Annotated in this window: 27 protein-coding genes and 1 pseudogene; 14 read left to right on the forward strand and 14 right to left on the reverse strand. The window is 51.8% G+C overall.

The window, feature by feature from the left end; all coding sequences use genetic code 11:
• Positions 1-18 precede the first annotated feature (18 nt).
• Positions 19-1,392: an ATP-dependent RNA helicase DbpA gene (gene dbpA, locus AB8846_RS03005; RefSeq protein WP_063145097.1), complete on the forward strand. Its 1,374-nt coding sequence runs from the start codon at positions 19-21 to the stop codon at positions 1,390-1,392.
• A 42-nt stretch (positions 1,393-1,434) separates the two neighbouring features.
• Here dbpA and ttcA read toward each other — a convergent pair whose 3' ends face one another.
• The 3 genes and pseudogenes from ttcA to gcvA all read right to left on the reverse strand — a co-directional run bounded on the left by ttcA (position 1,435) and on the right by gcvA (position 3,926).
• Positions 1,435-2,370 (reverse strand): tRNA 2-thiocytidine(32) synthetase TtcA, encoded by a 936-nt coding sequence (gene ttcA / locus AB8846_RS03010; protein ID WP_370731981.1) that lies wholly within the window; start codon positions 2,368-2,370, stop codon positions 1,435-1,437.
• A 38-nt stretch (positions 2,371-2,408) separates the two neighbouring features.
• A pseudogene (locus AB8846_RS03015) lies at positions 2,409-2,675 on the reverse strand (tyrosine-type recombinase/integrase); the annotation flags it as partial.
• Between the two features lie 348 nt (positions 2,676-3,023).
• On the reverse strand, positions 3,024-3,926 hold the full coding sequence (gene gcvA / locus AB8846_RS03020) for a transcriptional regulator GcvA (protein ID WP_370731982.1): 903 nt from the start codon (positions 3,924-3,926) through the stop codon (positions 3,024-3,026).
• 115 nt (positions 3,927-4,041) lie between these two features.
• Here gcvA and AB8846_RS03025 point away from each other — a divergent pair, with 115 nt between their 5' ends.
• Complete coding sequence (locus tag AB8846_RS03025; RefSeq protein WP_331412164.1) at positions 4,042-4,368, forward strand: gamma-glutamylcyclotransferase family protein; 327 nt, start codon at positions 4,042-4,044, stop codon at positions 4,366-4,368.
• 149 nt (positions 4,369-4,517) lie between these two features.
• Here AB8846_RS03025 and AB8846_RS03030 read toward each other — a convergent pair whose 3' ends face one another.
• Positions 4,518-5,726, reverse strand: coding sequence for an MFS transporter (locus AB8846_RS03030; RefSeq protein ID WP_063142630.1), 1,209 nt, complete (start codon positions 5,724-5,726; stop codon positions 4,518-4,520).
• Positions 5,727-5,861: 135 nt separating this feature from the next.
• Here AB8846_RS03030 and AB8846_RS03035 point away from each other — a divergent pair, with 135 nt between their 5' ends.
• Together AB8846_RS03035 and AB8846_RS03040 are read left to right on the forward strand one after the other, a co-directional pair.
• Positions 5,862-6,449 (forward strand): TetR/AcrR family transcriptional regulator, encoded by a 588-nt coding sequence (locus AB8846_RS03035; protein WP_370731983.1) that lies wholly within the window; start codon positions 5,862-5,864, stop codon positions 6,447-6,449.
• A gap of 160 nt (positions 6,450-6,609) precedes the next feature.
• A complete protein-coding gene (locus AB8846_RS03040; RefSeq protein ID WP_331412167.1) occupies positions 6,610-6,930 on the forward strand; it encodes a cupin domain-containing protein in 321 nt (106 codons plus the stop codon).
• Positions 6,931-6,948: 18 nt separating this feature from the next.
• Here AB8846_RS03040 and AB8846_RS03045 read toward each other — a convergent pair whose 3' ends face one another.
• Together AB8846_RS03045 and AB8846_RS03050 are read right to left on the reverse strand one after the other, a co-directional pair.
• Positions 6,949-7,095, reverse strand: coding sequence for a YnaM/YnfT family protein (locus AB8846_RS03045; protein WP_370731984.1), 147 nt, complete (start codon positions 7,093-7,095; stop codon positions 6,949-6,951).
• Between the two features lie 268 nt (positions 7,096-7,363).
• Positions 7,364-7,591, reverse strand: coding sequence for a hypothetical protein (locus AB8846_RS03050; RefSeq protein WP_370731985.1), 228 nt, complete (start codon positions 7,589-7,591; stop codon positions 7,364-7,366).
• A 97-nt stretch (positions 7,592-7,688) separates the two neighbouring features.
• On the opposite strand from AB8846_RS03050, the gene AB8846_RS03055 reads away from it, so the two are divergent.
• Entirely contained in the window at positions 7,689-7,853 is a 165-nt protein-coding gene (locus AB8846_RS03055; protein ID WP_213327664.1) for a YnfU family zinc-binding protein, read from the forward strand.
• Between the two features lie 187 nt (positions 7,854-8,040).
• Here the strand turns inward: AB8846_RS03055 and AB8846_RS03060 are convergent, their stop codons facing one another.
• Positions 8,041-8,259, reverse strand: a complete 219-nt coding sequence (locus AB8846_RS03060) for a cold shock domain-containing protein (protein WP_023335894.1) — start codon at positions 8,257-8,259, stop codon at positions 8,041-8,043.
• A gap of 825 nt (positions 8,260-9,084) precedes the next feature.
• On the opposite strand from AB8846_RS03060, the gene AB8846_RS03065 reads away from it, so the two are divergent.
• From AB8846_RS03065 to AB8846_RS03090, 6 genes are all read left to right on the forward strand, one after another.
• Entirely contained in the window at positions 9,085-10,608 is a 1,524-nt protein-coding gene (locus AB8846_RS03065; RefSeq protein ID WP_370731986.1) for an EAL domain-containing protein, read from the forward strand.
• Between the two features lie 75 nt (positions 10,609-10,683).
• Positions 10,684-11,031, forward strand: a complete 348-nt coding sequence (locus AB8846_RS03070; protein WP_370731987.1) for a DUF1294 domain-containing protein — start codon at positions 10,684-10,686, stop codon at positions 11,029-11,031.
• A gap of 99 nt (positions 11,032-11,130) precedes the next feature.
• Entirely contained in the window at positions 11,131-11,580 is a 450-nt protein-coding gene (locus AB8846_RS03075; RefSeq protein ID WP_370731988.1) for a hypothetical protein, read from the forward strand.
• Between the two features lie 178 nt (positions 11,581-11,758).
• The gene (locus tag AB8846_RS03080; RefSeq protein ID WP_023312007.1) at positions 11,759-11,956 is read left to right on the forward strand and encodes a hypothetical protein; all 198 of its coding nucleotides are present in this window, start codon (positions 11,759-11,761) and stop codon (positions 11,954-11,956) included.
• Between the two features lie 3 nt (positions 11,957-11,959).
• Positions 11,960-12,382 carry a GFA family protein gene (locus AB8846_RS03085; RefSeq protein ID WP_370731989.1) on the forward strand — a complete coding sequence of 141 codons (423 nt, stop codon included), beginning with the start codon at positions 11,960-11,962 and terminating at the stop codon, positions 12,380-12,382.
• 68 nt (positions 12,383-12,450) lie between these two features.
• Entirely contained in the window at positions 12,451-12,528 is a 78-nt protein-coding gene (locus AB8846_RS03090) for a hypothetical protein (protein ID WP_223239581.1), read from the forward strand.
• A gap of 64 nt (positions 12,529-12,592) precedes the next feature.
• Here the strand turns inward: AB8846_RS03090 and AB8846_RS03095 are convergent, their stop codons facing one another.
• The 3 genes from AB8846_RS03095 to nifJ all read right to left on the reverse strand — a co-directional run bounded on the left by AB8846_RS03095 (position 12,593) and on the right by nifJ (position 17,907).
• Positions 12,593-12,718, reverse strand: coding sequence for a hypothetical protein (locus tag AB8846_RS03095; RefSeq protein WP_265327649.1), 126 nt, complete (start codon positions 12,716-12,718; stop codon positions 12,593-12,595).
• Between the two features lie 145 nt (positions 12,719-12,863).
• Positions 12,864-13,994 (reverse strand): porin OmpC, encoded by a 1,131-nt coding sequence (ompC, locus tag AB8846_RS03100; RefSeq protein ID WP_370731990.1) that lies wholly within the window; start codon positions 13,992-13,994, stop codon positions 12,864-12,866.
• 388 nt (positions 13,995-14,382) lie between these two features.
• Entirely contained in the window at positions 14,383-17,907 is a 3,525-nt protein-coding gene (gene nifJ / locus AB8846_RS03105) for a pyruvate:ferredoxin (flavodoxin) oxidoreductase (protein ID WP_370731991.1), read from the reverse strand.
• A 271-nt stretch (positions 17,908-18,178) separates the two neighbouring features.
• Here nifJ and AB8846_RS03110 point away from each other — a divergent pair, with 271 nt between their 5' ends.
• Positions 18,179-18,445 (forward strand): DUF333 domain-containing protein, encoded by a 267-nt coding sequence (locus AB8846_RS03110; RefSeq protein WP_032658293.1) that lies wholly within the window; start codon positions 18,179-18,181, stop codon positions 18,443-18,445.
• Here AB8846_RS03110 and hslJ read toward each other — a convergent pair whose 3' ends face one another.
• The 4 genes from hslJ to AB8846_RS03130 all read right to left on the reverse strand — a co-directional run bounded on the left by hslJ (position 18,446) and on the right by AB8846_RS03130 (position 21,550).
• A complete protein-coding gene (hslJ, locus tag AB8846_RS03115; RefSeq protein ID WP_331412173.1) occupies positions 18,446-18,883 on the reverse strand; it encodes a heat shock protein HslJ in 438 nt (145 codons plus the stop codon).
• Positions 18,884-19,011: 128 nt separating this feature from the next.
• The gene (locus tag AB8846_RS03120) at positions 19,012-19,140 is read right to left on the reverse strand and encodes a DUF2474 domain-containing protein (RefSeq protein ID WP_008501283.1); all 129 of its coding nucleotides are present in this window, start codon (positions 19,138-19,140) and stop codon (positions 19,012-19,014) included.
• Positions 19,140-20,150: a cytochrome d ubiquinol oxidase subunit II gene (gene cydB, locus AB8846_RS03125; protein ID WP_370731992.1), complete on the reverse strand. Its 1,011-nt coding sequence runs from the start codon at positions 20,148-20,150 to the stop codon at positions 19,140-19,142. The genes AB8846_RS03120 and cydB overlap by 1 nt, the downstream gene beginning before the upstream one ends.
• Positions 20,150-21,550: a cytochrome ubiquinol oxidase subunit I gene (locus AB8846_RS03130; protein WP_370731993.1), complete on the reverse strand. Its 1,401-nt coding sequence runs from the start codon at positions 21,548-21,550 to the stop codon at positions 20,150-20,152. The genes cydB and AB8846_RS03130 overlap by 1 nt, the downstream gene beginning before the upstream one ends.
• A 389-nt stretch (positions 21,551-21,939) precedes the next feature.
• Here AB8846_RS03130 and AB8846_RS03135 point away from each other — a divergent pair, with 389 nt between their 5' ends.
• Both AB8846_RS03135 and AB8846_RS03140 read left to right on the forward strand, forming a co-directional pair.
• On the forward strand, positions 21,940-22,128 hold the full coding sequence (locus AB8846_RS03135; protein WP_023335881.1) for a hypothetical protein: 189 nt from the start codon (positions 21,940-21,942) through the stop codon (positions 22,126-22,128).
• 82 nt (positions 22,129-22,210) lie between these two features.
• Positions 22,211-23,620, forward strand: coding sequence for a PLP-dependent aminotransferase family protein (locus tag AB8846_RS03140; RefSeq protein WP_063142643.1), 1,410 nt, complete (start codon positions 22,211-22,213; stop codon positions 23,618-23,620).
• The last annotated feature ends 267 nt before the right edge of the window (positions 23,621-23,887 follow it).

The raw sequence follows: 23,887 nt of genomic DNA on the forward strand, positions 1-23,887 counted from the left end.
TGACCACGAGAGACTATTGTGACCGCTTTTTCTACCCTGAATGTTCTGCCCGCCGCCCAACTCGATAACCTCAACGAGTTGGGATACCTCACGATGACGCCTGTTCAGGCGGCCGCGTTGCCCGCCATCCTCGAGGGCCGTGACGTGCGCGTACAGGCGAAAACGGGCAGCGGGAAAACGGCGGCATTTGGCCTTGGCCTGCTGCAGCACATCGATGCGGCGCTTTTTCAGACCCAGTCACTGGTGCTGTGCCCGACCCGCGAACTGGCAGACCAGGTTGCGGGTGAACTGCGTCGCCTGGCGCGTTTTCTGCCCAACACCAAGATTTTAACCCTCTGTGGCGGACAGCCGTTCGGCGCCCAGCGTGATTCACTCCAGCATGCGCCGCACATTATTGTCGCCACGCCCGGCCGCCTGCTGGATCACCTGCAAAAAGGCACCGTCTCGCTGGATGCGTTACAAACGCTGGTGATGGATGAGGCAGATCGGATGCTGGATATGGGCTTCAGCGATGCGATTGACGAGGTGATTCGTTTTGCACCGGCCGATCGCCAGACGCTGCTGTTCTCTGCGACCTGGCCGGACGCTATCGCCGCCATCAGCGGGCGCGTGCAGAAAGATCCACTCACCATTGAAATCGACAGCGTAGATGCGCTGCCCGCCATTGAGCAGCAGTTCTTTGAAACCTCGCAGCAGGGGAAAATCCCGCTTCTGCAGAAATTGCTGAGCCAGCATCAGCCTGCATCCTGCGTGGTGTTCTGTAATACCAAAAAAGACTGTCAGTCGGTCTGTGATACCCTCAATGCCGCCGGGCAGAGCGCGTTGTCGCTGCATGGCGATCTGGAACAGCGCGATCGCGATCAGACGCTGGTTCGTTTCGCAAACGGCAGCGCCCGTGTTCTTGTCGCAACCGACGTCGCTGCGCGCGGTCTGGATATTAAATCCCTTGAGCTGGTGGTGAACTTCGAGCTGGCGTGGGATCCTGAAGTGCACGTGCACCGTATTGGCCGTACCGCACGAGCAGGGAACAGCGGTCTGGCGATCAGCCTCTGTGCGCCGGAAGAGGCCCAGCGCGCCAACATTCTCTCTGAGATGCTGCAGATTAAGCTGAACTGGATGAATGCCCCTGCTGGCGTCAGCCTGGTGCCGCTGGAAGCCGAAATGGCGACGCTGTGTATTGATGGCGGTAAAAAAGCCAAGATGCGTCCAGGTGACGTATTAGGCGCGCTGACCGGGGATGTGGGTCTGGACGGGGCGGATATCGGTAAGATTGCGGTCCACCCGGCGCATGTCTACGTAGCGGTTCGCCAGGCGGTGGCCCACAAGGCATGGAAGCAGCTGCAAAACGGGAAGATTAAGGGTAAAACCTGTCGCGTACGTCTGCTGAAATAAAGAATGAAGCGTCTCAGAAGATGTTTCTGAGACGCTAATCGCTTACTTCACTTCAAGCACGTTCAGACGCAACTCTTCAAACTGACTATCATCTTCTTCCGGCTGCCAGCCGGCTGGCTGCATGGGAATATCTTCCCGATCAAACGCCAGGTCGCCGCCATTCACCACGTCTGAGTCATGATTGATGCCTTTAAAGTCGAACAGTTCAACATCCGCGAGATGGGAAGGGACGACGTTCTGCATCGCGCTGAACATGGTTTCGATACGACCCGGATAACGCTTATCCCAGTCGCGCAGCATGTCGCCAATCACCTGACGCTGCAGGTTCGGCTGAGAGCCGCAAAGGTTACATGGAATGATCGGGAACCCTTTAGCCTGAGAAAAACGCTCAATGTCTTTTTCACGACAGTAGGCAAGCGGGCGGATCACAATGTGTTTACCGTCATCACTCATCAGTTTAGGCGGCATACCTTTCATCTTGCCGCCGTAGAACATGTTGAGGAACAGCGTTTGCAGGATATCGTCGCGGTGATGGCCCAGCGCAATTTTGGTCGCGCCCAGCTCCGTCGCGGTACGATACAGAATGCCGCGGCGCAGACGAGAGCAGAGTGAGCAGGTGGTTTTCCCTTCCGGGATTTTCTCTTTCACAATGCCGTAGGTATTTTCTTCGACGATTTTGTACTCAACGCCCAGCTTCTCGAGGTATTCCGGCAGAATGTGCTCAGGGAAACCCGGCTGTTTCTGGTCAAGGTTGACCGCCACCAGGGAAAATTTCACCGGTGCACTTTGCTGAAGATTACGCAGGATCTCCAGCATGGTATAGCTGTCTTTACCCCCTGACAGGCAAACCATGATGCGATCGCCTTCTTCAATCATGTTGAAGTCTGCAATGGCTTCGCCCACGTTACGGCGCAGTCGCTTTTGCAGTTTATTCAGGTTGTATTGCTCTTTCTTTATATTTGATTGATTTTCTTGCATTTATTACTACCTTCGGAGCCGATAGGGGCAAAAATTTTTCAGCGTGCCAGCTTATCGTTAAGCATCAGCACCTGTTCGCCATTCATTTCTTCAATCCACGCACCGTAGACTTCATAGACCATTTGCGCGTTTTCATGCCCCATCTGGCTGGCTATGAAAGACGGGTTAGCGCCGGCAGATAACAGCCAGCAGGCAAAAGTATGCCGCGTATGGTACGGATTCCGGCGGCGAATACCAGCACGTTTTACAGCTGCGTTAAATCTGGAGCCGATACTCGATAAAGCTTAGTAGGCTTTCTGTTTGCCCATGGAAGGCTGAGCGATTCGCATGTTTCTGATGCTCTCAACTCGCTCACCAGGTGCAAAATAATCTTCAGTCAAAAGCAGGGCGTGATGAAATGCTTGGGTTTTAGACAGGTTGAAAACGGGAAAAAACCTCCCGGGCCGTTTGCTCTGTGCGTGAACAGGGAAGGTTAAAACAATCCATTTCTGCTGCGGGCAGATTCATCCTCCCGTAGCAGAACTTTACCGGATAGGGCATTCAGCAACAGTGGCAAAATACGACGAGATATTCAGATCTGCTTAGAGTTCGATAAATTTTCGTGATGTCCTGGTCCGCTTTGTGCCAGGAGCGGACTTTTCTTAGAGCACCATTCAATCTTTCAGCAAACTCATTTCTTCAGAGATCCATTGTCTTAGAATGCCTATTTTTAATGAATCCTGATTATCTGACCGGTAGACTAAATCGTAACCCCGCTCAGCCTTAAGTTTGTACTGTGGAAATGGAACAACAAGCCTTCCAGCAGCTACATCATCTGCAATCAGAACACTGCGTCCCAGAGCAACACCTTCGCCACGTATAGCAGCCTCAGTCGCCATGCTGCCAAGAGTCCATAATGGCCCCTGCTGACAGCTAAAATTTTTTTCTCCGGCCAACTCAAACCATGCCTTCCAGTTCGCCAGCATTCTGTACTCATGAAGAAGAACGCAGTTTAAAAGTTCCTTAACCTCTGTCAGACCATTATGTTTATCAAGAAAATCTGGGCTACAGACAGGGGTGACTGTTTCATCGAACATACGTTCAGACGAAACATCTCGATAATTGCCGAGCCCGTAACGAATTGCTGCATCTACCTGACCATCATTAAGATCTACATTAACGTCAGTAACATCCAGCTCAATATCAAATTCAGGATATCTCTGCCTGAACCGGCTTAGACGCGGCGCTAACCACTTACTGGCAAATGAAACCGTTGTACTTATACGCAAACTCTTTATCAGGTTTCTTCCACGCAGACGCTCGGACTCCGTCATTAAATCACTCAAAAGTCGGGTAACCACATGGTGAAATTCGGCCCCTTCCTCCGTCAGTATTATCTGTCGTGTCAGCCTGAAAAATAGCTTTAACCCCAGATGCTCTTCGAGCTTCCGGATTTGTCGGCTTATCGCGCCATGCGTAACGTGCAACTCCGCTGCCGCCAGTGTCATGCTCGAGAGGCGGGCGGTGGCTTCAAAAGCGCGCAGAGTCTGCAGTGGGGGGAGGCGATCGAATATCATACGCGTGATAATAATTCACGCGTGTTGTGAGAACAAATGATTTGTCAGGCCAGAGTCCGAAAATCAAAATTAATACAAAGAACGTTATCATTTCATAGCGATACGCGGAGGAGTAATGGAAAGTTTGTTTGTTTACGGGACACTCGGTCCGGGTCGACCTAATGCTCATATTCTTGAAAATATTGGGGGAACATGGCAGGAAGGCCACGTTGGTGGTTCTCTATTAGAGAAAGGCTGGGGTGCAGAGATGGGGTATCCGGGAATTGTACTGGATGACTCAGGTAATCGTGTACAAGGTTTTCTTTTCACGTCAGAGAATTTACATAATTACTGGCACATACTCGATGAGTTCGAAGGTGCTGAGTATGAACGGGTTCCGGTAGAGGTAACCACATCTACCGGTCAGACAGTTCAATCATGTATCTATATGCTCAAAGCATAAACGATATGGCCTGCTGTAAGCGAAATTTCTCCAGTTTTACAAGTAGCAATCATAAGTGGGGCTGCCGCGGGCCTCATATGTTTATTGATTATTCTTAAAAAAACGACTCTAAGAAATTTAGCTAAATGCTTAAATAGGGTGCGCCACCATCAGGTGGCATCCGATACAGACGAGACTTGCGCACGCAGGCGCTGATGCCCCCATAGAGACACGAGCAACACCACCGCACCGGCGCAGAGCGCGACGGTGAATCCAACCCGTACGCCACCGTTATCGATAACCTGGCCGGATGCCGCCGCGCCCAGCGCCACGCCGACATTCAGCCCAGCCAGCAGCCAGGTCATGCCTTCGGTTAGCAGGTGCCCTGGCACCAGACGCTCGACCAATGACATCGCCACGATCATGGTGGGCGCGAAGAACAGACCAGCTATCAGCACCGCCGCGGCCAGCGCGGGGATGCTGCCGACCAGCAGTAGCGGTAACGTGGTGACAGCCGTTGCCAATCCACCTGGCAACAGCAGGCGATGCAAAGGCATATGCAGCTTGAGTGCGCCGAACAGCAGCCCGGACACGCAGGAACCCAGGGCATAAGCTGACAAGACCAGGCTGGCGGCTGCCGGTTTACCCACTTGTTCAGCGAAGGCCACGCTCACGATATCCACCGTACCGACAATCACGCCCATAGCCATCATCAGCAGCGCCAGCAGCCGCACGTTTGCCGACTGAATCACTGAACCAGATCCATCCGTCGCTGCGTCTTGCGCTTCGACGGCGGGTTCAGTACCCCGCTGCACTACAAGAGTGAACACACCGAGGATCAGCAACAGTGCTGCCGCAAGCAGGCCCGCTTGCGGCAGCACGGCAACAGACAGCCCCACCGACAATGGTGGCCCTGAGATGAAGGTGACTTCATCAAGCACCGTTTCCAGCGAATAGGCGGTTTGCAAGCGGAGCTGACCCCGGTACAGCGCCGTCCAGCGTGCACGTACCATCGCTGACATGCTGGGCATGAAGCCAGCCAGGAAGGCACCGATGAACAGCGTCCAATCGCCCGCCTGCCACCAGGAACCAGCAACCAGAATCAAAAAACCGATGACGCTGATGGCCGTGGCAGTGGGCAACACGCGGCGTTGCCCAAGCCGATCCACAAGCCGGGAACTCTGCGGCGATAACAACGCATAGGTCAGCACGAAGGTGGCAGAGACGGCCCCTGCCAGTGCATAGCTGCCGCGCAGTTGCGTCAGCATGGTGATGATGCCGATACCCGTCATCGGCAGCGGAATGCGTGCCAGGAAACCGGCCAAAGCAAAGCCCTTGGTGCCAGGCATGGCGAATAGTTCTCGATAGATGTTGGCCATCTCATTCTCCTGAAGCCTTCGCTTGCCTTGGCAAGCTGGCGTAGCGATAATACATACAAAGCGTATGAATAGGATCATATATTCATACGTGTTGTTTGTAAATAATGATGCGTATCGTATGTAAGGAGAAAAAACATGGTTCGTCGCACCCGCGCCGAGATGGAAGAAACCCGCGCCACGCTGCTGGCGACGGCCCGGCGGGTATTTACCGAGCATGGCTACGCCGACACCTCGATGGATGACCTCACCGCGCAAGCGAAGCTGACCCGTGGTGCGCTCTATCACCACTTCGGCGACAAGAAGGGGTTACTGGCCGCCGTGGTGGAGCAGATCGACACCGAGACGGATCAGCGCCTGCAAGCCATCTCTGACGCTGCCGAGGACGATTGGGAAGGTTTTCGCAGTCGCTGCCGGGCTTATCTGGAAATGGCGCTGGAGCCGGAAATACAGCGCATCGTGCTACGCGATGCCAGGGCGGTGCTGGGTGGTGCCTCACCGGAATCGCAACGCGATTGTGTTGAGTCGATGCAGCGCCTGATCGACAAGCTCATGAAGCAAGGCGTAGTGGAAGAAGCTGATTCGCAGGCGCTAGCGTCGCTGATCTACGGCAGCCTGGCCGAAGCGGCGTTCTGGATCGCCGACGGCGAGGACAGCAGAGGGCGTTTGACACGCGGTATCGATGCGCTGGAGTTACTACTGCGCGGGTTGTTAGTCAAGCGATAGCTTTACGAGATGCCGGGGCCACACTGTCGTGTCAGCCTGCGCTGTGGTTTCAAGACCTCCTATAGCATCTTACTCGTCCTGGTTTCCCATATTTGTTATATGACGGCAGGGAACTTATATGGCATAAGAGCGTTAAACGAACATCAAAAGGAATGACGTTATGTCGCTTTATGACCTCAAAACCGAAGCACTTGCATTACCGGAGACCTGGCACTCTCAAGTATTAGGCCGCATTGGAAATGCGAATCTCAAAGTTTTACGAATGGATGAACGCTCAGTGATAGAAGAGGTTCATGAGTATGACGAGGGGTTACTGGTCATTGATGGACGTCTGGAGCTGAGCGTAAAAGGTAAAAAAATCTCTGTAACGCCTGGACAGCTTTACGTAGCCAAAGCTGGCACTCCCCATACTGTAGAAACAGGCAGTTTTGGCACACTGGTTATCATCGATTTACCAGAAGCGGAAGTGGCCTCACTTTAAGCGCGGCTTGCGATGAGGTCAAAGATTGTCAGGGTTGTTCGACGTGCTGATCCAAACTTTGATTAGACTCAACGTTATCAACCCCATGACTGCGGCAACAGTGGTTACAATAATATAAGATGTCATGAAATAATTTTTCCTGGTAATGGTCTTTATTTGACTCATTTCTTTTGCATTAGTTCCTGCAAAGAGCAAAATTTTAATGAAAAGAAGTGTCGGTTTTTAGTTTGTTTTATGTAAATAAAGATGAGGTGGGGTATAACTGCAGATTTTAAAAAAACGCCTGCATTTAGCAGGCTTTAATAGTAAGACGTTTTTATTATTTTAATTCAAAAGATAAAGCCTAAAGATGTTCGCTAAAAATACTGGCGATTTTTACTGAGGTTTTATCTTTCCTTTTGTGAAGTGGCTGAGATTTAGCCGGAAACGCATATCACAAATGGTTTTTTGCGGCATCAAGTATCTTCTGAGAGGTGAGTTCTCTATCTGAGGCAACGTAGACAAAGCTGCGATCGCCGGTTAAAGACGGGAAACCAGCAGACATAATCTGAAGGTATATTTCTTCTCCATCCGGATACTCTTGCCTTACGGACGTAACGCTTTGTTGTACCGCGACAACTTTACCTGGTTTTCCATTGAAAAAAACGATGACATTCTTCATAAACCACCCCGTGTTTTTTGGGAACATTCGAAAACTAAAGCAAGCATTTTTTAGCGTTAACGTGTATTGTGGCAGTCCGTAAAATCAGGAGATGCCTATGTCTGGACGTAAAAATACACAATCCCATCGAAATCATTTAGTCAAATGTTCATGCCCAAATTGCTCTAAAGATTCAGAGCATAGTTTTAATCGCGTGCAAAAAGGCGCTCAACTTGTCTGCCCGTACTGCCACGCTTTGTTTAAATCTACTCAACGATTCTAAACCAAAGTAGTTGACAAAATGAGTTAGCTTTGAGTTTTAGACCACTCATGCAGCAGTTCTGTACTTCATCACCTTGGTAGCGCACTCGTAAAGAAAATATGCTGGCTGTTGATATGAATAACAGTCATATTATCCAGGGCCCGTTTACTTAAGAAAGTTTTTTGGTAATCACGGGCCATTGATAATTTTATCTATCTAAAAGTATTACGTTTGCAGCAGCAGGGCCTTTATCACCGCTTAGAATCGCAAATTCGACTTTCTGACCTTCAAATAGTGTCTTGAAACTCTCTCCCTGCAGGGCAGAGAAATGAACAGAAACATCTTTACTGCCATCAAGTGGGGAGATAAAACCAAAGCCTTTATCTTCATTAAACCACTTAACCAGACCTTGAATTCTTGAAGACATAAATACTCCTTTTAAAGACTCTTTAAATGATAAGAAATGACAAAACGTATGGACTCAAAAGGAGGGGATATCAGCGATAGCGCCTGGTTATGAGGACTGCCTGGTAAAATAGCGTATTCGGTATTGCATCGAACTAACTAAATCATTAAGGCACGGACTGAGTTGATAAGCAAACATTATTTTAGCCATCCGGGCGGCTGCCTGGATGCGTTTCCAGTCACGTTGAATCCGGTTCAATTCTCGATAAAAAGTCGTCGGCGCTATGTTCTTCTTTGCGAATCCGGGGCCGGAAAAAGATCTGCGCGCATTGACCTTGTGAATATATTTTGATTAGGCTATGTGTGTCCAGCACCACGCTTTTTCTTAAAAATTTTATCCCATTGGAAGGGTTTTACGTGTTCAAGCTTAATTCATCTCTACTGGCCATTCTCCTGCTGTCAGGTTGTAGCTCTGATCTGGTTCTCAGTCCACCTCAACGACCCGAATACAAGGCTATGCCAGAAATAACCCAGTCTGTGACGCCATCACAGCAGCGTGCAATCATGGCTGGCGAGAGGCCTGACTGGTCAGAAAGAACGCCAGTCAACGCTACAAAGCGCTATTAATAAAAACGTATCAGCAGGGCTGCCATTCGGTGGCCTTTTTGTTTCCCCTCGATTAAGTCGTTTATTGCGCCATGGGCGCGGACCCAATATTCGGGTCTGAGCGAAAATTTTCGACGCCTGACATGGTAATTATTACGTAATCTACCATGATTAAGACGATGACAATTCAATCACTTCAGCATCGTTGATGCGGCCACTTCATTCTAATCGAGAACCCTAAATGCGCCATGCATCTATCCCCGTAGCTGCAGCCACGGCAATATTTTTGCTAGGCGTTTTTATCATCAATTTACAGGTTTGGTATTCTGCTCGGGCTGACAGCCTTGCAGGGGCGCACTATGTTGTGCGGAACATGAATGTCATTCTTAAAGAAGCCCGTCATGCAACTCAGCTGGCGAAGCAACTTGCTGAGAACGAGTGTGATGCGGAAGGACAATACCAACTAGGCACTGAGGCTGCATTACAGCCTCACCTGAGGACGATCGTTATTCTGAAAAATGATGCGGTCTGGTGCTCTTCATTACCAGGAAATCGCGTGTTGTTGGTCAACAGCGCCGTGCTCCCAGAATCATCATTGCTACTCGTCCCTGCTGGAAGTACCGTCAACGGCCTGCCCGTGCTCTTATACCAGACCAATCACGCCGGAAGCCGAATCATCGTTAGCATCAGCGACAGCCATATCCGGGATGCGCTGGATATACCATTAAATGGTGTTGAATATTCACTCAGAGTAGGCAATACCCTTTTGGGCCTGTCTGGCGATGTGGCGACGGCAGACCATTCTAAGAATAAGGTATTGACGGTAAAAGCCTCTAATTATCCTTTCGAGATACAGTTTAACGCTCCAGTCCTTTTCAGCCTTAAGAGATTGCTCAATCGAGCCGGCGGTGTGGTGTTATTCCTGCTGATAATATCGTCTCTTTCTGCTTATATACTTCAGCGATATCGGTCAAAAGATGTTTCACCAGAAGAATCACTGCGCACGGCCATTTACAGAAATGAAATTACGCCATATTACCAGCCCGTGGTTAGCGGCAGGGAGGGAACCTTGCGGGGTGTGGAAGTGCTGGCCAGATGGAAGCATCCGCAGTCAGGGTTTATTTCTCCCGCATCCTTCATTCCTCTCGCTGAAAAATCGGGTTTAATTATTCCTCTGACTCAGAGCCTAATGAAACAGGTTGCAAAACAAATGAACGCTATTTCTACATTGCTGCCAGAAGGATTCCATGTAGGGATTAACTTCAGCGCTTCTCATATCGTTGCGTCCACCTTTGTGGACGAGTGTCTCCACTACAAACACAGTTTTATTCAACAGGATCTAAACCTTGTCATTGAGGTAACCGAGCGTGAACCGCTCCACATCGATGAACATCTCGTCAGGACGCTGAATGAGCTGCATAACAACGGATTTGCCATTGCGCTGGATGATTTTGGCACGGGATATTCAGGTCTATCCTACCTGCAAGAGCTGCATATTGATTACCTTAAAATCGACCAAAGTTTTGTTGCCAGGGTTAACGCCAATGAGGATTCAACCCTGATCCTGGATTCGGTACTGGAACTGGCAAAAAAACTTTCAATTAGTATTGTGGCGGAAGGCGTTGAAACACAAGAGCAACTTGATTACCTCATCCGCAATAACATCCGTTTTTTACAGGGGTTCTTCTTCTACAAACCTCTACCTTACAAGGAGTTGGTCAAAGTCCTCTTGTCAAAGCCTAAAGTTAAAGTGAGGGTGGAATGAGGTTTATCCAGCACATGACTAAGATAGGGTATAATGCGTCTCCCAAAACCGCTCAACAACCCAGTGACGCATTCAATGACCCTCAATCGTTTTTGTTACTTACTCCTGATATTCGCTGCGCTCGGCAGCCTTTTATCGTCGAATCCTGTGGTCGTCTGGTTTCTGCTGGTCAATGTGCTGACGATGGTCATATATGGTGCCGATAAAATGGCGGCGCGAAAAGGTATGCGCAGGGTCCCGGAAGCGACGTTACTGGTATTTGGCGTGACCGGAGGCTGGCCTGGCGCCATTGTGGGACAACAACTCTTTCGCCATAAAACTCAAAAACAGCCTTTCAAAACCTACTTTTTCATCAGCGTCGTCGCCAGCATCGCCATGATGGCGGCGCTTTATCATTTTTATTTTTCTTCGCCTTTATATTAACCCTGCGTCACTGCCAATAGTAGTAGGACTATTCTTAAGGGGTTGCTGTTTTTTGCACAATCTGAATAATACGTGCAACAACACGGACGACAACATCCCATGAAAATAGAATCTATTATACTGGCAGTGCTAGTGGTCTTTTCTGCGCCTTCCTGGTCTGCCTTTCAGGAGCGGGAATATAATACCTGGTATATCAAAAATGCGGTCCTTTATGATATGACTCAAACCTCGGAAGGTTTCCCGGTTATGGTGAGTGTTTCTCAGCCAGGAAGGAAATCCGCTAATCTGCTGGTCTCCTATATTACTGAGGGCCGCTGTGGTGAGAACAACCAATCGCTTAATGTGAATGGTAAAGTGCTGCCCGCAAAATATAATTGTGTCCAGATAGGGCAAAACAGAGTTGAGCATTTTTCAGTAGTGGATGCGGAAAGCGTCAATGGCATAGTGACGCATCTGAAATCTGATTTCACTATTCTCCTGCAAAATGATATCAAAATTTGGGCGGCAAATATCAAAACGCCAAAATACGGTTTGACGCCGCGATTCTAAATATGGAATGCCTGTGTTACGACAGGTGTTTTTTTGGATGTATCTCAATCATTTTTAAAGCAATAGTATAGAAGTCGTACCTGTCTGAACTGTTTAAATGAAATTCACAGGGCATGTGTCCGGCATTCCGTTTTACCGTATTCCTGCTACGCTTGTTTGTTGTACCAGGAGCATGAATATGAAAAACAAAGATGAACAAACCGGATTAGTGGGGCTGGCGATTGGGGCCGCCGTTATTGGGCTGGTTTCAGCGCAAAAACCGATCCATCGCAACAGTATTGTCGATGAGCTGGTCAGGCTCGGCAGGCAAAAAGGCGATGGTGTAGAAGACGAGGTTTTCGTGAAAGCCGCCGAGCTGGTGAGAAAAGGGGTATAGCCCATGGCTGAAAGACGTAATGCGAAGTGCCATTGCGGCGCGGTAGCATTCACCGTTGAGCTTACCGATGGACTGAACACCGCGCGGCGATGCAGCTGTTCCTTTTGTCGTATGCGAGGCGCGGTCGTCGTCTCTGCGCCGCTGTCGGGGATTACGGTGACCAAAGGTGAGGATAAACTCACCGAGTACCGCTTTAATACGGGAACGGCACGGCATTTCTTTTGCTCAGTGTGCGGAATTTACACGTTCCATCAGCGGCGTTCTAATCCAAATGAATACGGCGTGAACGTCGCCTGTTTTGAAAGCGTTTCTCCGTTTGATTTCCCGCAGGTAACAGTGATGGACGGTGTCAACCATCCCACGGATGGGGAGAGTGGGGTATTTGGCTATCTCTCTTTTCGCGAAAAAGGAGAAGAGCAGGCATGATTGCCGCCTGGCCATTCTTCAATCATCCTGGCTATAGTGGAGGGTGGTTATCTGAAACAGGAGAAACTATGCTCTGTGTTGAAAAAGACGATCCGCGTGAGGCCCCTGAATCAGGTGATAAAAAGCCTCAACCTGTGAAAAAATAACGCGACCTATGCGTTTATCCGCCACCGGCACTGCTGGTGGCTTTTTATTTCCCCGTAAACCTTGTTAACTGCCATCCAGATGGTTTAACAGCGCGCCGAGATGCCCGACAATATCACCAAAATCAAAAATTAACGCCATCCACAGCATGGCTAAAAGGGTAAGTACGGCAAGGGATACACGACCAAACAACGCTGTAATCCTTAGTGACGAAAGGGCTATCACCTGAGTTTAACCAGCTTTCTTTCAACTTACCCTCAACCAACCCCTTTCTGAAACTGTCTTTTGTGACGAACTTCAAAAAAGCGAGCCCGCATCTTGATGCGGGCTCTGACAATCAGAACTGGTAAACCAGACCTAACGCTACGACATCATCCGTGCCGATGCCGTTGTTTTTGTAGAAGCTGTCATCTTCATCCAGCAGGTTGATTTTGTAATCAACGTAGGTGGACATGTTTTTATTGAAGTAGTAGGTCGCACCTACGTCAGCATATTTAACCAGATCCTGATCGCCCTGACCGTTGCCCAGGTCCTTGCCTTTAGACTGCAGGTAGGAAAGGGATGGACGCAGGCCGAAGTCGAACTGGTACTGCGCGGTCACTTCAAAGTTCTGGGTTTTGTTCGCCACGGCGTCGGTGTTATCACCATACGGGGTCATATTGCGGGTTTCAGAATACATTGCTGCCAGGTAGATGTTATTGGCGTCATACTTCAGACCCGCAGTCCACGCATCCGCTTTGTCACCACCCGCTGTGCTATTCATCACCTGCTCGTTGGTACGGTCAGAAGAAGTGTAGGCTGCACCCGCAGTAATCCCCATGCCAAAGTCATAGGTTGTGGAGATACCGAAACCGTCACCGTTTTGGTTACGAATGTTGTTATCAGAACGGTTGTTCGTTCCTTCCTGAGAACAACTATTCTCGTCACAGTTGCTGCCCTCATTCTTGCCCTGATACTGCAGCGCAAAGTTCAGACCCTGCACCAGACCATAGAAGTCGGTGTTACGGTAGGTTGCCACGCCGTTGGCACGGCCGGTCATGAAGTTGTCGGCTTTGGTGTAGGAGTCGCCGCCGAATTCAGGCAGCATATCGGTCCAGCCTTCCACGTCGTACAGTACGCCATAGTTACGACCGTAATCGAAAGAACCGTAGTCGCCCACTTTGACACCGGCGAAGGCCAGACGCGTCCAGGACTGGTTATCAGACCCTTCGGTGTTATTGGCCTGAATGTTGTATTCCCACTGCGCGTAGCCGGTCATCATGTCGTTGATCTGGGTTTCGCCTTTGAAGCCCAGACGCATATAGGTTTGATCCCCGTCAGCGCCTTTATCGTCGGAGAAATAGTGCAGACCATCTACTTTGCCGTACAGATCTAATTTGTTACCGTCTTTATTATAAATTTCTGCTGCATGTGCAGAACCAGCCATTAACAGAGCCGGAATCATCAGGGCCAGTACTTTTCTTTGCATTGTGATATTCCTTTGCGGTTGTTTTTATTTAATTACCTGTTGAACTTTCAGAATGAGAAAGTTGTCTCATGCTAAATCACTCTTGTGTAAGAGTAATAAAATATAATTGTTACGAACTAAGTAAAATCTAAACTGAATAAATCAGCGGAAATGATCATTTGTTTGGTGAATGATTTAAAGGTAAGTATATTAAATTGAAATTATTAATCAGGCGTTAATTAAGATAATCTTGCTGGCGTTATATGCCTTTAAGATGATTTATCCATAATTAACGTGAATGCTATTAAGCAAACTCAATAGATATTCATTGATTATCTGGATTCGCCCGGTGTGAATACGCCGGGCTTTTTTATGGCAAAAAAATGCCCGGACACGCCGGGCAGAGGCACTAGTCGCTGGTCGGTTTTTCGGCTTTACCCGCCATTTGCGCCAGGAAGTCATAACGTTTTTGCAGGTCAGCAGCGGCATCTTTCCAGAGCTGTTCGGCCACTTCCGGCTGCTGCGCGTTAAGGCGACGGAAGCGCTGTTCCTGCATTAACGTCTCGGCCAGGGCATCTGACGGCGGACGCGAATCCAGCGCCAGCGGTAATTTACCCTCGTCAGCACGACGCGGGTCAAACCGGTACAGCGGCCAGAAGCCGGTCGCGGTCAGCTGACGCATCTGGTCGTGGCTGAGTGCCAGGTCGTAGCCATGCTCTTCGCAAGGGCTGTAGGCAATGATCAGCGACGGGCCAGGATACGCTTCAGCTTCCTGGATGGCTTTTACCGTCTGGTTAAGCTGGGCACCCAGCGAGATTTGCGCGACGTAAACGTGACCGTACATCATCATGCTCACACCGAGATCTTTGCGCGCCTTACGTTTACCGTGTTCACCGAATTTCGTCACGGCGCCTAACGGTGTAGCTTTCGACGCCTGGCCACCGGTATTGGAATAACACTGTGTATCCAGAACCAGGATATTGACGTTTTCGGTCAGGCTCAACACGTGATCCAGTCCGCCAAAGCCGATATCGTAAGCCCAGCCGTCACCGCCAATCAGCCAGATCGATTTTTCGACCAGGGCGTCAGCGTCGGTCAGCAGCTGTTCAGCTCCCGCCACACCCTGAAGCGCGCGACGCAGCTCGGCAACCTGCTCACGACGTTCTTCTGGCGTCGCGTCCGCATGAAGCGCGTCATTGAGCTCAGCAGGGATCTGCCCGGCAAACTGCTCCAGCAGGCGCATCACGCGCGCGCGGTGCTGGTCGACGGTCAGGCGGAAGCCCAGGCCGAATTCGGCGTTATCCTCGAATAACGAGTTTGCCCACGCCGGACCGCGACCATTCGCGTCGGTGGTGTACGGAGTGGAAGGCAGATTACCGCCATAAATTGAGGAACAGCCGGTTGCGTTGGCAATCAGCATCCGGTCACCGTACAGCTGGGTAAGCAGCTTGATATACGGCGTCTCACCGCAGCCGGAGCAGGCCCCGGAGTACTCAAACAGCGGCGTAATCAGCTGTGACGTACGAATATCAATACGTTCCAGCTTGCTGCGATCGATCTCCGGCAGATTCAGGAAGAAGTCATAATTGACCTTCTCCTCTTCAACGTGCTCCAGACGCGACATCATATTGATGGCTTTGATCTCCGGATCTTGCCTGTCTTTCGCCGGACACACCTCGACGCACAGGTTACAGCCGGTGCAATCTTCCGGCGCGACCTGCAGAACGTATTTCTGTCCGCGCATATCACGAGATTTCACATCCAGGGAATGCAGGCTGGCCGGCGCGGCTTCCATCTCTTCCGGTGACACCACTTTGGCGCGAATGGCAGAGTGCGGGCAGGCCGCCACGCAGTGGTTGCACTGCGTACACAGCTCTTCTTTCCAGATGGGGATCGCTTCGGCAATGTTACGTTTTTCCCAGCGCGTGGTGCCCATCGGCCAGGTGCCATCCGGCGGTAGCGCAGAGACGGGCAGGGCATCGCCCAGACCGGCCAGCATCGCCGCCGTCACGGTCTTGACGAAATCAGGCGCCTCGTCGGATACCACCGGAGGGCGATTCGGACTTGCGGCATTCACCGGCTGCAGCGGTACTTCAAACAGAGATTCGCGCGCCAGCGCTAGCGCCTGCCAGTTGCGCTCGACCAGTTCCTGGCCCTTGCTGCTGTAGCTTTTAGCAATCGCGCCCTGTAGTTCCACCAGCGCGCTGTCGCCCGGCAGGATATTGGTCAGATGGAAGAAGGCCATTTGCATCACGGTATTAATACGCGCAGCAAGACCACATTCGCGGGCAATTTTTGCGGCGTTGACCACATAGAAACGGGCTTTTTTCTGGTTCAGCACCGCCTGAACTTCCTGCGGGAGCCTTGCCCAGACTTCGTCCGCGCTGTAAGGCGTATTGAGGAGGAAAATACCGCCGGGTTTCAGGCGCTCAGCCATCTGGTATTTATCGATAAACTGCAGCTGGTGGCAGCCAACAAAATCAGCCTGAGAAATAAGATACGCGGAGCGGATGGGCTGTTCGCTCACGCGCAGGTGGGAAACGGTCAGGCCGCCTGCTTTTTTGGAGTCGTAAACGAAGTACCCCTGGGCGTACCACGGCGTTGAGTTGCCGATGATTTTGATGTTGTTTTTGGTTGCGGAGACGCTGCCGTCACTGCCCAGGCCATAGAACAGCGCCTCAAGTTTGGCGGTTGAGGGCAGGGTATTTTCCGGCAACGACAGGGACAGGTTTGTCACATCATCATAAATGCCGACGGTAAAGCGCGGCTTGGGTTTTGCTTCGCTTAACTCGTTGAATACCGCCAGCACGCAGTCCGGCCCAAACTCCTTGGAGGACAAACCATAGCGACCCCCGATTACGCGCGGCAGGGTTTCACGTTCGCCCTGATTAAAGGCTTCTGCCAGGGCGGTCATCACATCCAGATAGAGGGGTTCCGCCTGCGCGCCCGGCTCTTTGGTGCGATCGAGGACCGCCACGGCGCGCGCGCTTTCAGGCAGAGCCGAAAGCAGATGTTTGGCCGAGAACGGACGGTAGAGACGCACTTTAAGCACGCCCACTTTTTCGCCGCGCGTCAGCAGTTCGTCAACCACCTCTTCACAGGTTCCAATGGCTGACCCCATCAGCACAATGACCCGTTCCGCCTGCGGATGGCCGTAGTACTCAAACGGCTTATATTCGCGGCCGGTTGCGGCGGCAAAGTCACTCATTGCCTGTTCAACATGGTCGTAAACCGCGTTGTACCAGGGGTTCGTGGCCTCGCGGGACTGGAAGTAGGTGTCCGGGTTCGCCGATGTCCCGCGAATAACCGGGTGTTCAGGATTAAGAGCCCGGGCGCGATGCGCGTCGATTTCCGCCTGCGGCAGCAGATTCAGGATAGTATCGTCGGCCAACGGGACGATTTTGTTGATTTCATGTGAGGTGCGGAAACCATCAAAGAAGTGAATAAACGGCACGCGGCTTTTGAGCGTGGCGATATGCGAAATTAAGGCAAAGTCCTGCGCTTCCTGAACGCTGCTGGCGCATAGCATCGCGCAGCCGGTCTGGCGCACGGCCATCACGTCAGAGTGATCGCCAAAGATAGAGAGCGCGTGGGTGGCAACGGTACGCGCGGCGACGTGCAGAACGAAGGGCGTCAGTTGACCGGCGAGTTTGTAAAGGGTAGGGATCATTAACAACAATCCCTGAGAAGAGGTAAACGACGTGGAAAGCGCGCCGGTCTGAAGCGCACCGTGTACCGTGGCAATCGCACCGGCTTCAGACTGCATTTCAACCACTCTCGGGACATCGCCCCAGACGTTTTTTAACCCGTTTCCAGCCCAGGCATCCGCCTGCTCAGCCATGGTAGAACTTGGCGTAATCGGGTAGATGGCGATAACTTCACTGGTGCGAAACGCGACTGAGGCAACTCCACCATTACCGTCAATAGTTTGCATAGGACAACACCCTTACATTGCGCAAAAAATAGGGGTCTGTATAACGACAACAAACCCTGAATATTATCAGTGTATTCTAGCAAAGGCGGGATTTTACGATTTTCGCTTTTGTGTCCTTGGCATTCTCTCCATCAATGAGTAGATCAAACTTTTGGCGAAAAAATTGCGAGAAATTGTTTCTGGAGCGCATAAATACGCACTTCCGCTCTCGACGACACGGGATGTGATGCCTATTATGCATAGGTTTCGCATTATTCATGGGGGAGAGAGCATGCGCTCAGCATTTTTGGTAGGGTGTGCCGCATTATTGTTGTCGGCATGTAGCAGTGAGCCAGTCCAGCAGGCAACGGCAGCCCACGTGGCGCCGGGAATGAAAGCGGCGATGTCCAGTTCTGGTCAGGCCAACTGCGCAATGATTGGCGGTTCGCTGTCTGTCGCCCGTCAGCTTGATGGTTCTGCTATTGGGATGTGCGCCTTGCCAAACGGCAAACGCTGTAGTGAACAGTCACTTGCCGTTGGAAGCTGCGGTAACTACTGATTATTCTACACGCTTAAACATCAGCGTTTTATCGGCTGTCGCCAGCGTTAACTGGTCCTCAGTCAGGTCGACCTGCGCCCCTTTGCGCAGCATGTCGCCGATGGCCTGATCCAGCTCATTCAGCTGCGGTTCAGTACAAAGCTTGCGCGTCATGGCCAGCGTTTTAACCTTAAGCTCGCCTTCGGACAATTTCCCCTGTCCGTTGAAGCGGTTACACATCTGGCCGGAAACGCTGATGTTATTAATCAGGCTGATATCTGGCAGCGCGCTAAAACCGATCTCAGGTTGCGTTGTTGCGGTCTTCACGGCCTTACCGTTTACATTTTCCAGCACAAAGCGGTGGTTTTTAAGTTGCTCCGGCTGTACGGAGGCTTTACCCGGATTAACGCATCCGGTAAGGACAAGACTAATAACACTTAACGCAATGAGCTTTTTCATTTTTCTTCTCAAACTATAAATACTGTGAATCTTTTTCCAGTGTAACGATACTCTGCCGTGCGTTAATGGGGTTTATCTGAAAGTGCGGGGGGAAGTACCGGGCAACGCAGCGGTTGCCCGGAATGGCGTTAATGCGATTTAAACCCAGCCGCCGTCATCAGCATACGGAAGAGCATGCTGACAGCAGCCAGCGCCAGTACGCTGCCGCCCCAGATAATGGCCAGCCACAGTAATCTTTTCCAGACCGGTTGTTGCATCAGTGATAACCCTCCCCATGCTGAACTTTGCCGCGAAACACGTAGTAGCTCCAGAAGGTGTAGACCAGAATAACGGGAATGATCAACAGCGCGCCCACCAGCATAAAGCCCTGGCTTTGCGTCGGTGCGGCGGCCTGCCACAGGGTGATCGACGGTGGAATGATATGCGGCCAGATGCTGATCCCAAGCCCGCTAAAGCCGAGGAATATCAGCCCCAGCGTCAGGATAAACGGACGGCTATGGCTGTCGGGATTATTCAGGCAGCGCCACTGGTACAGGCTAAAAATCACCACCAGGGCAGGGACAGGCAGCAGATAAAACAGATTCGGCAGGGTAAACCAGCGCGCTGCGATGGCCGGTTGCGCCAGCGGCGTCCAGAGGCTTATCGCCGCAATAAACGCCAGCAGCACGATTAACAGCGTTTTCGAAACCTCACGCATCCGCTGGTGCAGCGCATTTTCGCTTTTCATCACCAGCCAGGTAGAGCCTAACAGCGCATAAGCCACCACCAGCCCCGCGCCGCAAAACAGGTTAAACGCGGTAAACCAGTCAAAGGGGCCGCCGGTATAGGCCCGACCGGTGACGGTAAAGCCGTTAATGACGGCGCCTACCGTCACGCCCTGGGTAAACGTTGCCAGAATTGAGCCGCCAATAAACGCCTTATCCCAGAAGGGGCGGTGGGTCGGCGTGGCTTTAAAGCGAAACTCAAATGCCACCCCGCGGAAAATAAGTCCGATCAGCATTAACGTCAGCGGAATGGTGAGAGCATCAACGATCACCGCATAGGCCAGCGGAAACGCGCCGAACAGGGCGGCACCGCCAAGCACCAGCCAGGTTTCATTTCCGTCCCAGACCGGCGCGACGCTGTTAACCATCACATCGCGATCGTCGGCGTTCTGCGTTGCCGGGAATAGAATGCCAATCCCCAGATCAAAACCGTCCATCACGATATACATCAGCGTGGCAAAGACGATGATCACAAACCAGATAATGGAGAGATCGATACCCATTATGGCTGCTCCTTATGTTCAGTTGTAACGGCAGAAAGCGGGCGCGCCGGACGTCCGTCGGACTCGGTGGCGAATGATTCATGCGGCTGCGGGCCTTTTCGGATGAGGCGCACCATATAGCTGTAACCCACGCCGAAGACCGAGGTATATACGACGAAGAAGGCCAGCAGGCTCACGCTCATATGCAGGTCACCGTGGGCAGACACCGCATCCTTCGTTCGCTGGAGTCCGTAGACCACCCACGGCTGGCGGCCCACTTCGGTAGTGATCCACCCGGCCAGGATGGCAATCAGCCCGGTTGGCCCCATCAGCAGCGCAAACCACAGGAAAGGGCGCGACGAATACACGCGTTTTTTGTAGCGCAGCCAGAGTGCCGTCACCCCGAGCAGCAGCATCAGCATGCCCAGGCCCGCCATAATGCGGAATGACCAGAAGACGATGGTGGAATTCGGACGGTCTTCCTTCGGAAACTCCTTGAGGGCCGGAACCTGTTTATCCAGACTGTGCGTCAGGATAAGGCTCCCCAGCGCCGGGATCTCAAGCCCAAAGCGGGTGCGCTCCTGTTCCATATCCGGCCAGCCAAACAGCAGCAGCGGGGTAGGCTCGCCCGGGGAATTTTCCCAGTGGCCTTCAATGGCGGCAATTTTCGCAGGCTGGTGCTTTAAGGTGTTCAGCCCGTGCATATCGCCAACCATGGCCTGGATGGGGGCGACAATCAGCGTCATCCACAGCGCCATCGAAAACATCGCGCGGATGGCAGGGGTATTATTCCCGCGCAGCAGATGCCATGCCGCCGATGCGCCCACAAACAGGGCGCTGCTCAGGAATGCGGCTATCGACATATGCAGCAGGCGGTAAGGGAAGGAGGGGTTAAACACCACGGCGAACCAGTCCACGGGCACGACCTGACCGTTGACGATCTCAAAGCCCTGCGGGGTCTGCATCCAGCTGTTCGACGAGAGGATCCAGAACGTTGAGATAATGGTGCCCAGCGCCACCATACAGGTGGCGAAGAAGTGCAGACCCGGCCCGACCTTGTTCCAGCCGAACAGCATCACGCCGAGGAACCCGGCTTCGAGGAAGAAGGCGGTAAGCACTTCATAGGTCAGCAGCGGGCCGGTAATGCTGCCCGCAAACTGTGAAAATCCGCTCCAGTTGGTGCCAAACTGGTAGGCCATCACCAGCCCGGAGACCACGCCCATGCCAAAGTTGACGGCAAAAATCTTCGACCAGAAATGGTAAAGCGAGCGCCAGACAGGATTTTTTGTTTTCAGCCACAGCCCTTCGAGTACGGCAAGGTAGCTTGCCAGTCCGATGGTGATTGCCGGGAAAATAATGTGAAAGGATACGGTAAAGGCAAACTGTATCCTCGCAAGGTGAAAAGCATCTAAACCAAACATGCACAGCCTCAATGTCAAACGGTGTGCTGTTATGGTATAGGGGCAAAGTTCGGACTATCAGACGCAGAAAAGTGATTTTTAACCATAACAGTTGGCATAAAACTCATGCTTTAGCCATCTGATATACTTCGCACTGAGGAATAAAAACAGTGTTTTTATGATTTTTACGCATAAAACCGCTTGCCTTGTCGTCTGCGCCGTGCGTTAATGGTCTTCTGGTTTTGAGTCCAAATAAATATCTGACGTAGTTTTATAAAGCAGTTCTCATCACGTTGTGCCTCTCCGCAGCCTCTCTTGGGTCTTTATCTACTTTCCGATTCGTTTTGTTTAAAACCATTATTGCCCAATCGGCCCATTAGTAATTTACGTTTACGTTTCAGGAGAATCCTATGACTTCTTATATCCATTTTCGCTGCCCATGCTGTCATGGCTCGCAGTACCGTACCTCAGTCTTTGACATGTCTGAGAAAAACCCACTCGGCGCGAAATGCATCTTTTGCAAATCGTCGATGATTACGCTCGATCACCTGGCCGCTGCGCGTCAGGCGCAAAGCCACGTTACCGAGTACCGTAAGTAATTAATTCCGCAAACTATAACAGTTAGCTAAATCTTCTCTTTTTCTCCTGCTGATATACACTGTCGGTCATAAGGAGAATCTGATGAAAAAATACCAGCGTCTGGCGCAACAAATTATCTCGCAGATTGAGCTTGGCGTATGGCTGCCTGGCGATAAACTGCCCTCGCTGCGAGAGCAGGTGGCGAGCAGCGGTATGAGTTTTATGACCGTTGGCCACGCGTATCAGATGCTGGAAAGTCAGGGGCGCATTGTCGCCAGACCGCAGTCGGGCTATTACGTTGCCTCGCGCCCGACCGCACAACAGCCTGCTCCACCTGCCCAGGTGATGCGTGACGAAGTGGTGGATATTAACACCTACATCTTCGACGTCTTACAGGCCAGCCGCGACCCGTCCGTAGTTCCTTTTGCCTCCGCTTTTCCCGATCCCCGACTTTTCCCGCTGCAGCAGCTCAACCGCTCGCTGGCGAACGTCAGCAAAACCGCGACGGCGATGAGCGTGATTGAGAACCTGCCGCCGGGTAACGTCGATCTTCGCCACGCCATTGCCCGTCGCTACGCGCAGCAGGGAATGAACATCTCCCCGGAAGAGATCGTGATCACGGCAGGCGCGCTTGAAGCGCTCAATCTCAGCCTGCAGGCGGTGACCGAGCCGGGTGACTGGGTGATAGTCGAAAACCCGTGTTTCTACGGCGCGCTGCAGGCGCTGGAACGCCTGAAGCTCAAAGCGTTGTCGATTGCGACGGATGTCCGCGAGGGCATTGACCTGAATGCCCTTGAACAGGCGCTGAATGAGTATCCGGTTAAAGCCTGCTGGATCATGACCAACAGTCAGAATCCGCTTGGCTTCACGCTGAGCGCGGAAAAAAAAGCGCAGCTTGTGGCGCTGTTAACGCAGCACAATGTTCCCCTGATTGAAGACGATGTCTACAGCGAGCTCTATTTTGGCCGCGAAAAGCCGCTCCCGGCGAAAGCATGGGATCGTCAGGACATGACGCTGCACTGCTCGTCCTTCTCAAAATGTCTGGTGGCGGGTTTCCGCATCGGCTGGGTCGCGGCAGGAAAACACGCGCGACGCATTCAGCAGCTGCAGCTGATGAGCACGCTCTCAACCAGCTCTCCCGTGCAGCTGGCGCTGGTGGATTACCTGGCAACCAAACGCTACGACGCCCATCTGCGCCGCCTGCGGCGGACGCTCGCCGAGCGAAAGCAGCAGGCCTGGCAGTCTCTTCTGCGTCATATGCCTGCCGGCGTCAAAATCCACCATAACGACAGCGGCTACTTTTTATGGCTGGAGCTTCCGGCGCAGCTCGATGCAGGGCTGCTGAGCGAAAAAGCCTTAACGCACCACATCAGCATTGCCCCCGGAAAGATGTTTTCTACCTCTGACGCATGGACTCCGTTCTTCCGGTTTAATACGTCCTGGGCCTGGGGAGAGCGAGAAGAGCAGGCGGTCATTCAGTTAGGAAAATTAATTAGCGCGATGCTGGAATAATTTTTTCGACCTTATTTAAATAATCAATTCTTATCCTGATGACGGCACGGCGAATATTCCGCGGTGCCTTGTCATAGGAAATCTGCATACCGTCTCTCGCGGCTAACTCCTTGTCTATAATCCAGTTAACGGGGAATGCGCCCTCGGTCACACCTTGATGAAATTTCCTGAAGCCGTACGGTGCGGCGCATTTGCGCGGTCTACGTTTAATAAGGGAGATATTTTTACGGCACGGCTGCCGCTAAATTTCATTGCGACAGGAGTAAC

The sequence above is a fragment of the Enterobacter sp. KB-221C9 genome (assembly GCF_041320715.1).
Classification (GTDB): Bacteria; Pseudomonadota; Gammaproteobacteria; order Enterobacterales; family Enterobacteriaceae; genus Enterobacter; species Enterobacter asburiae_D.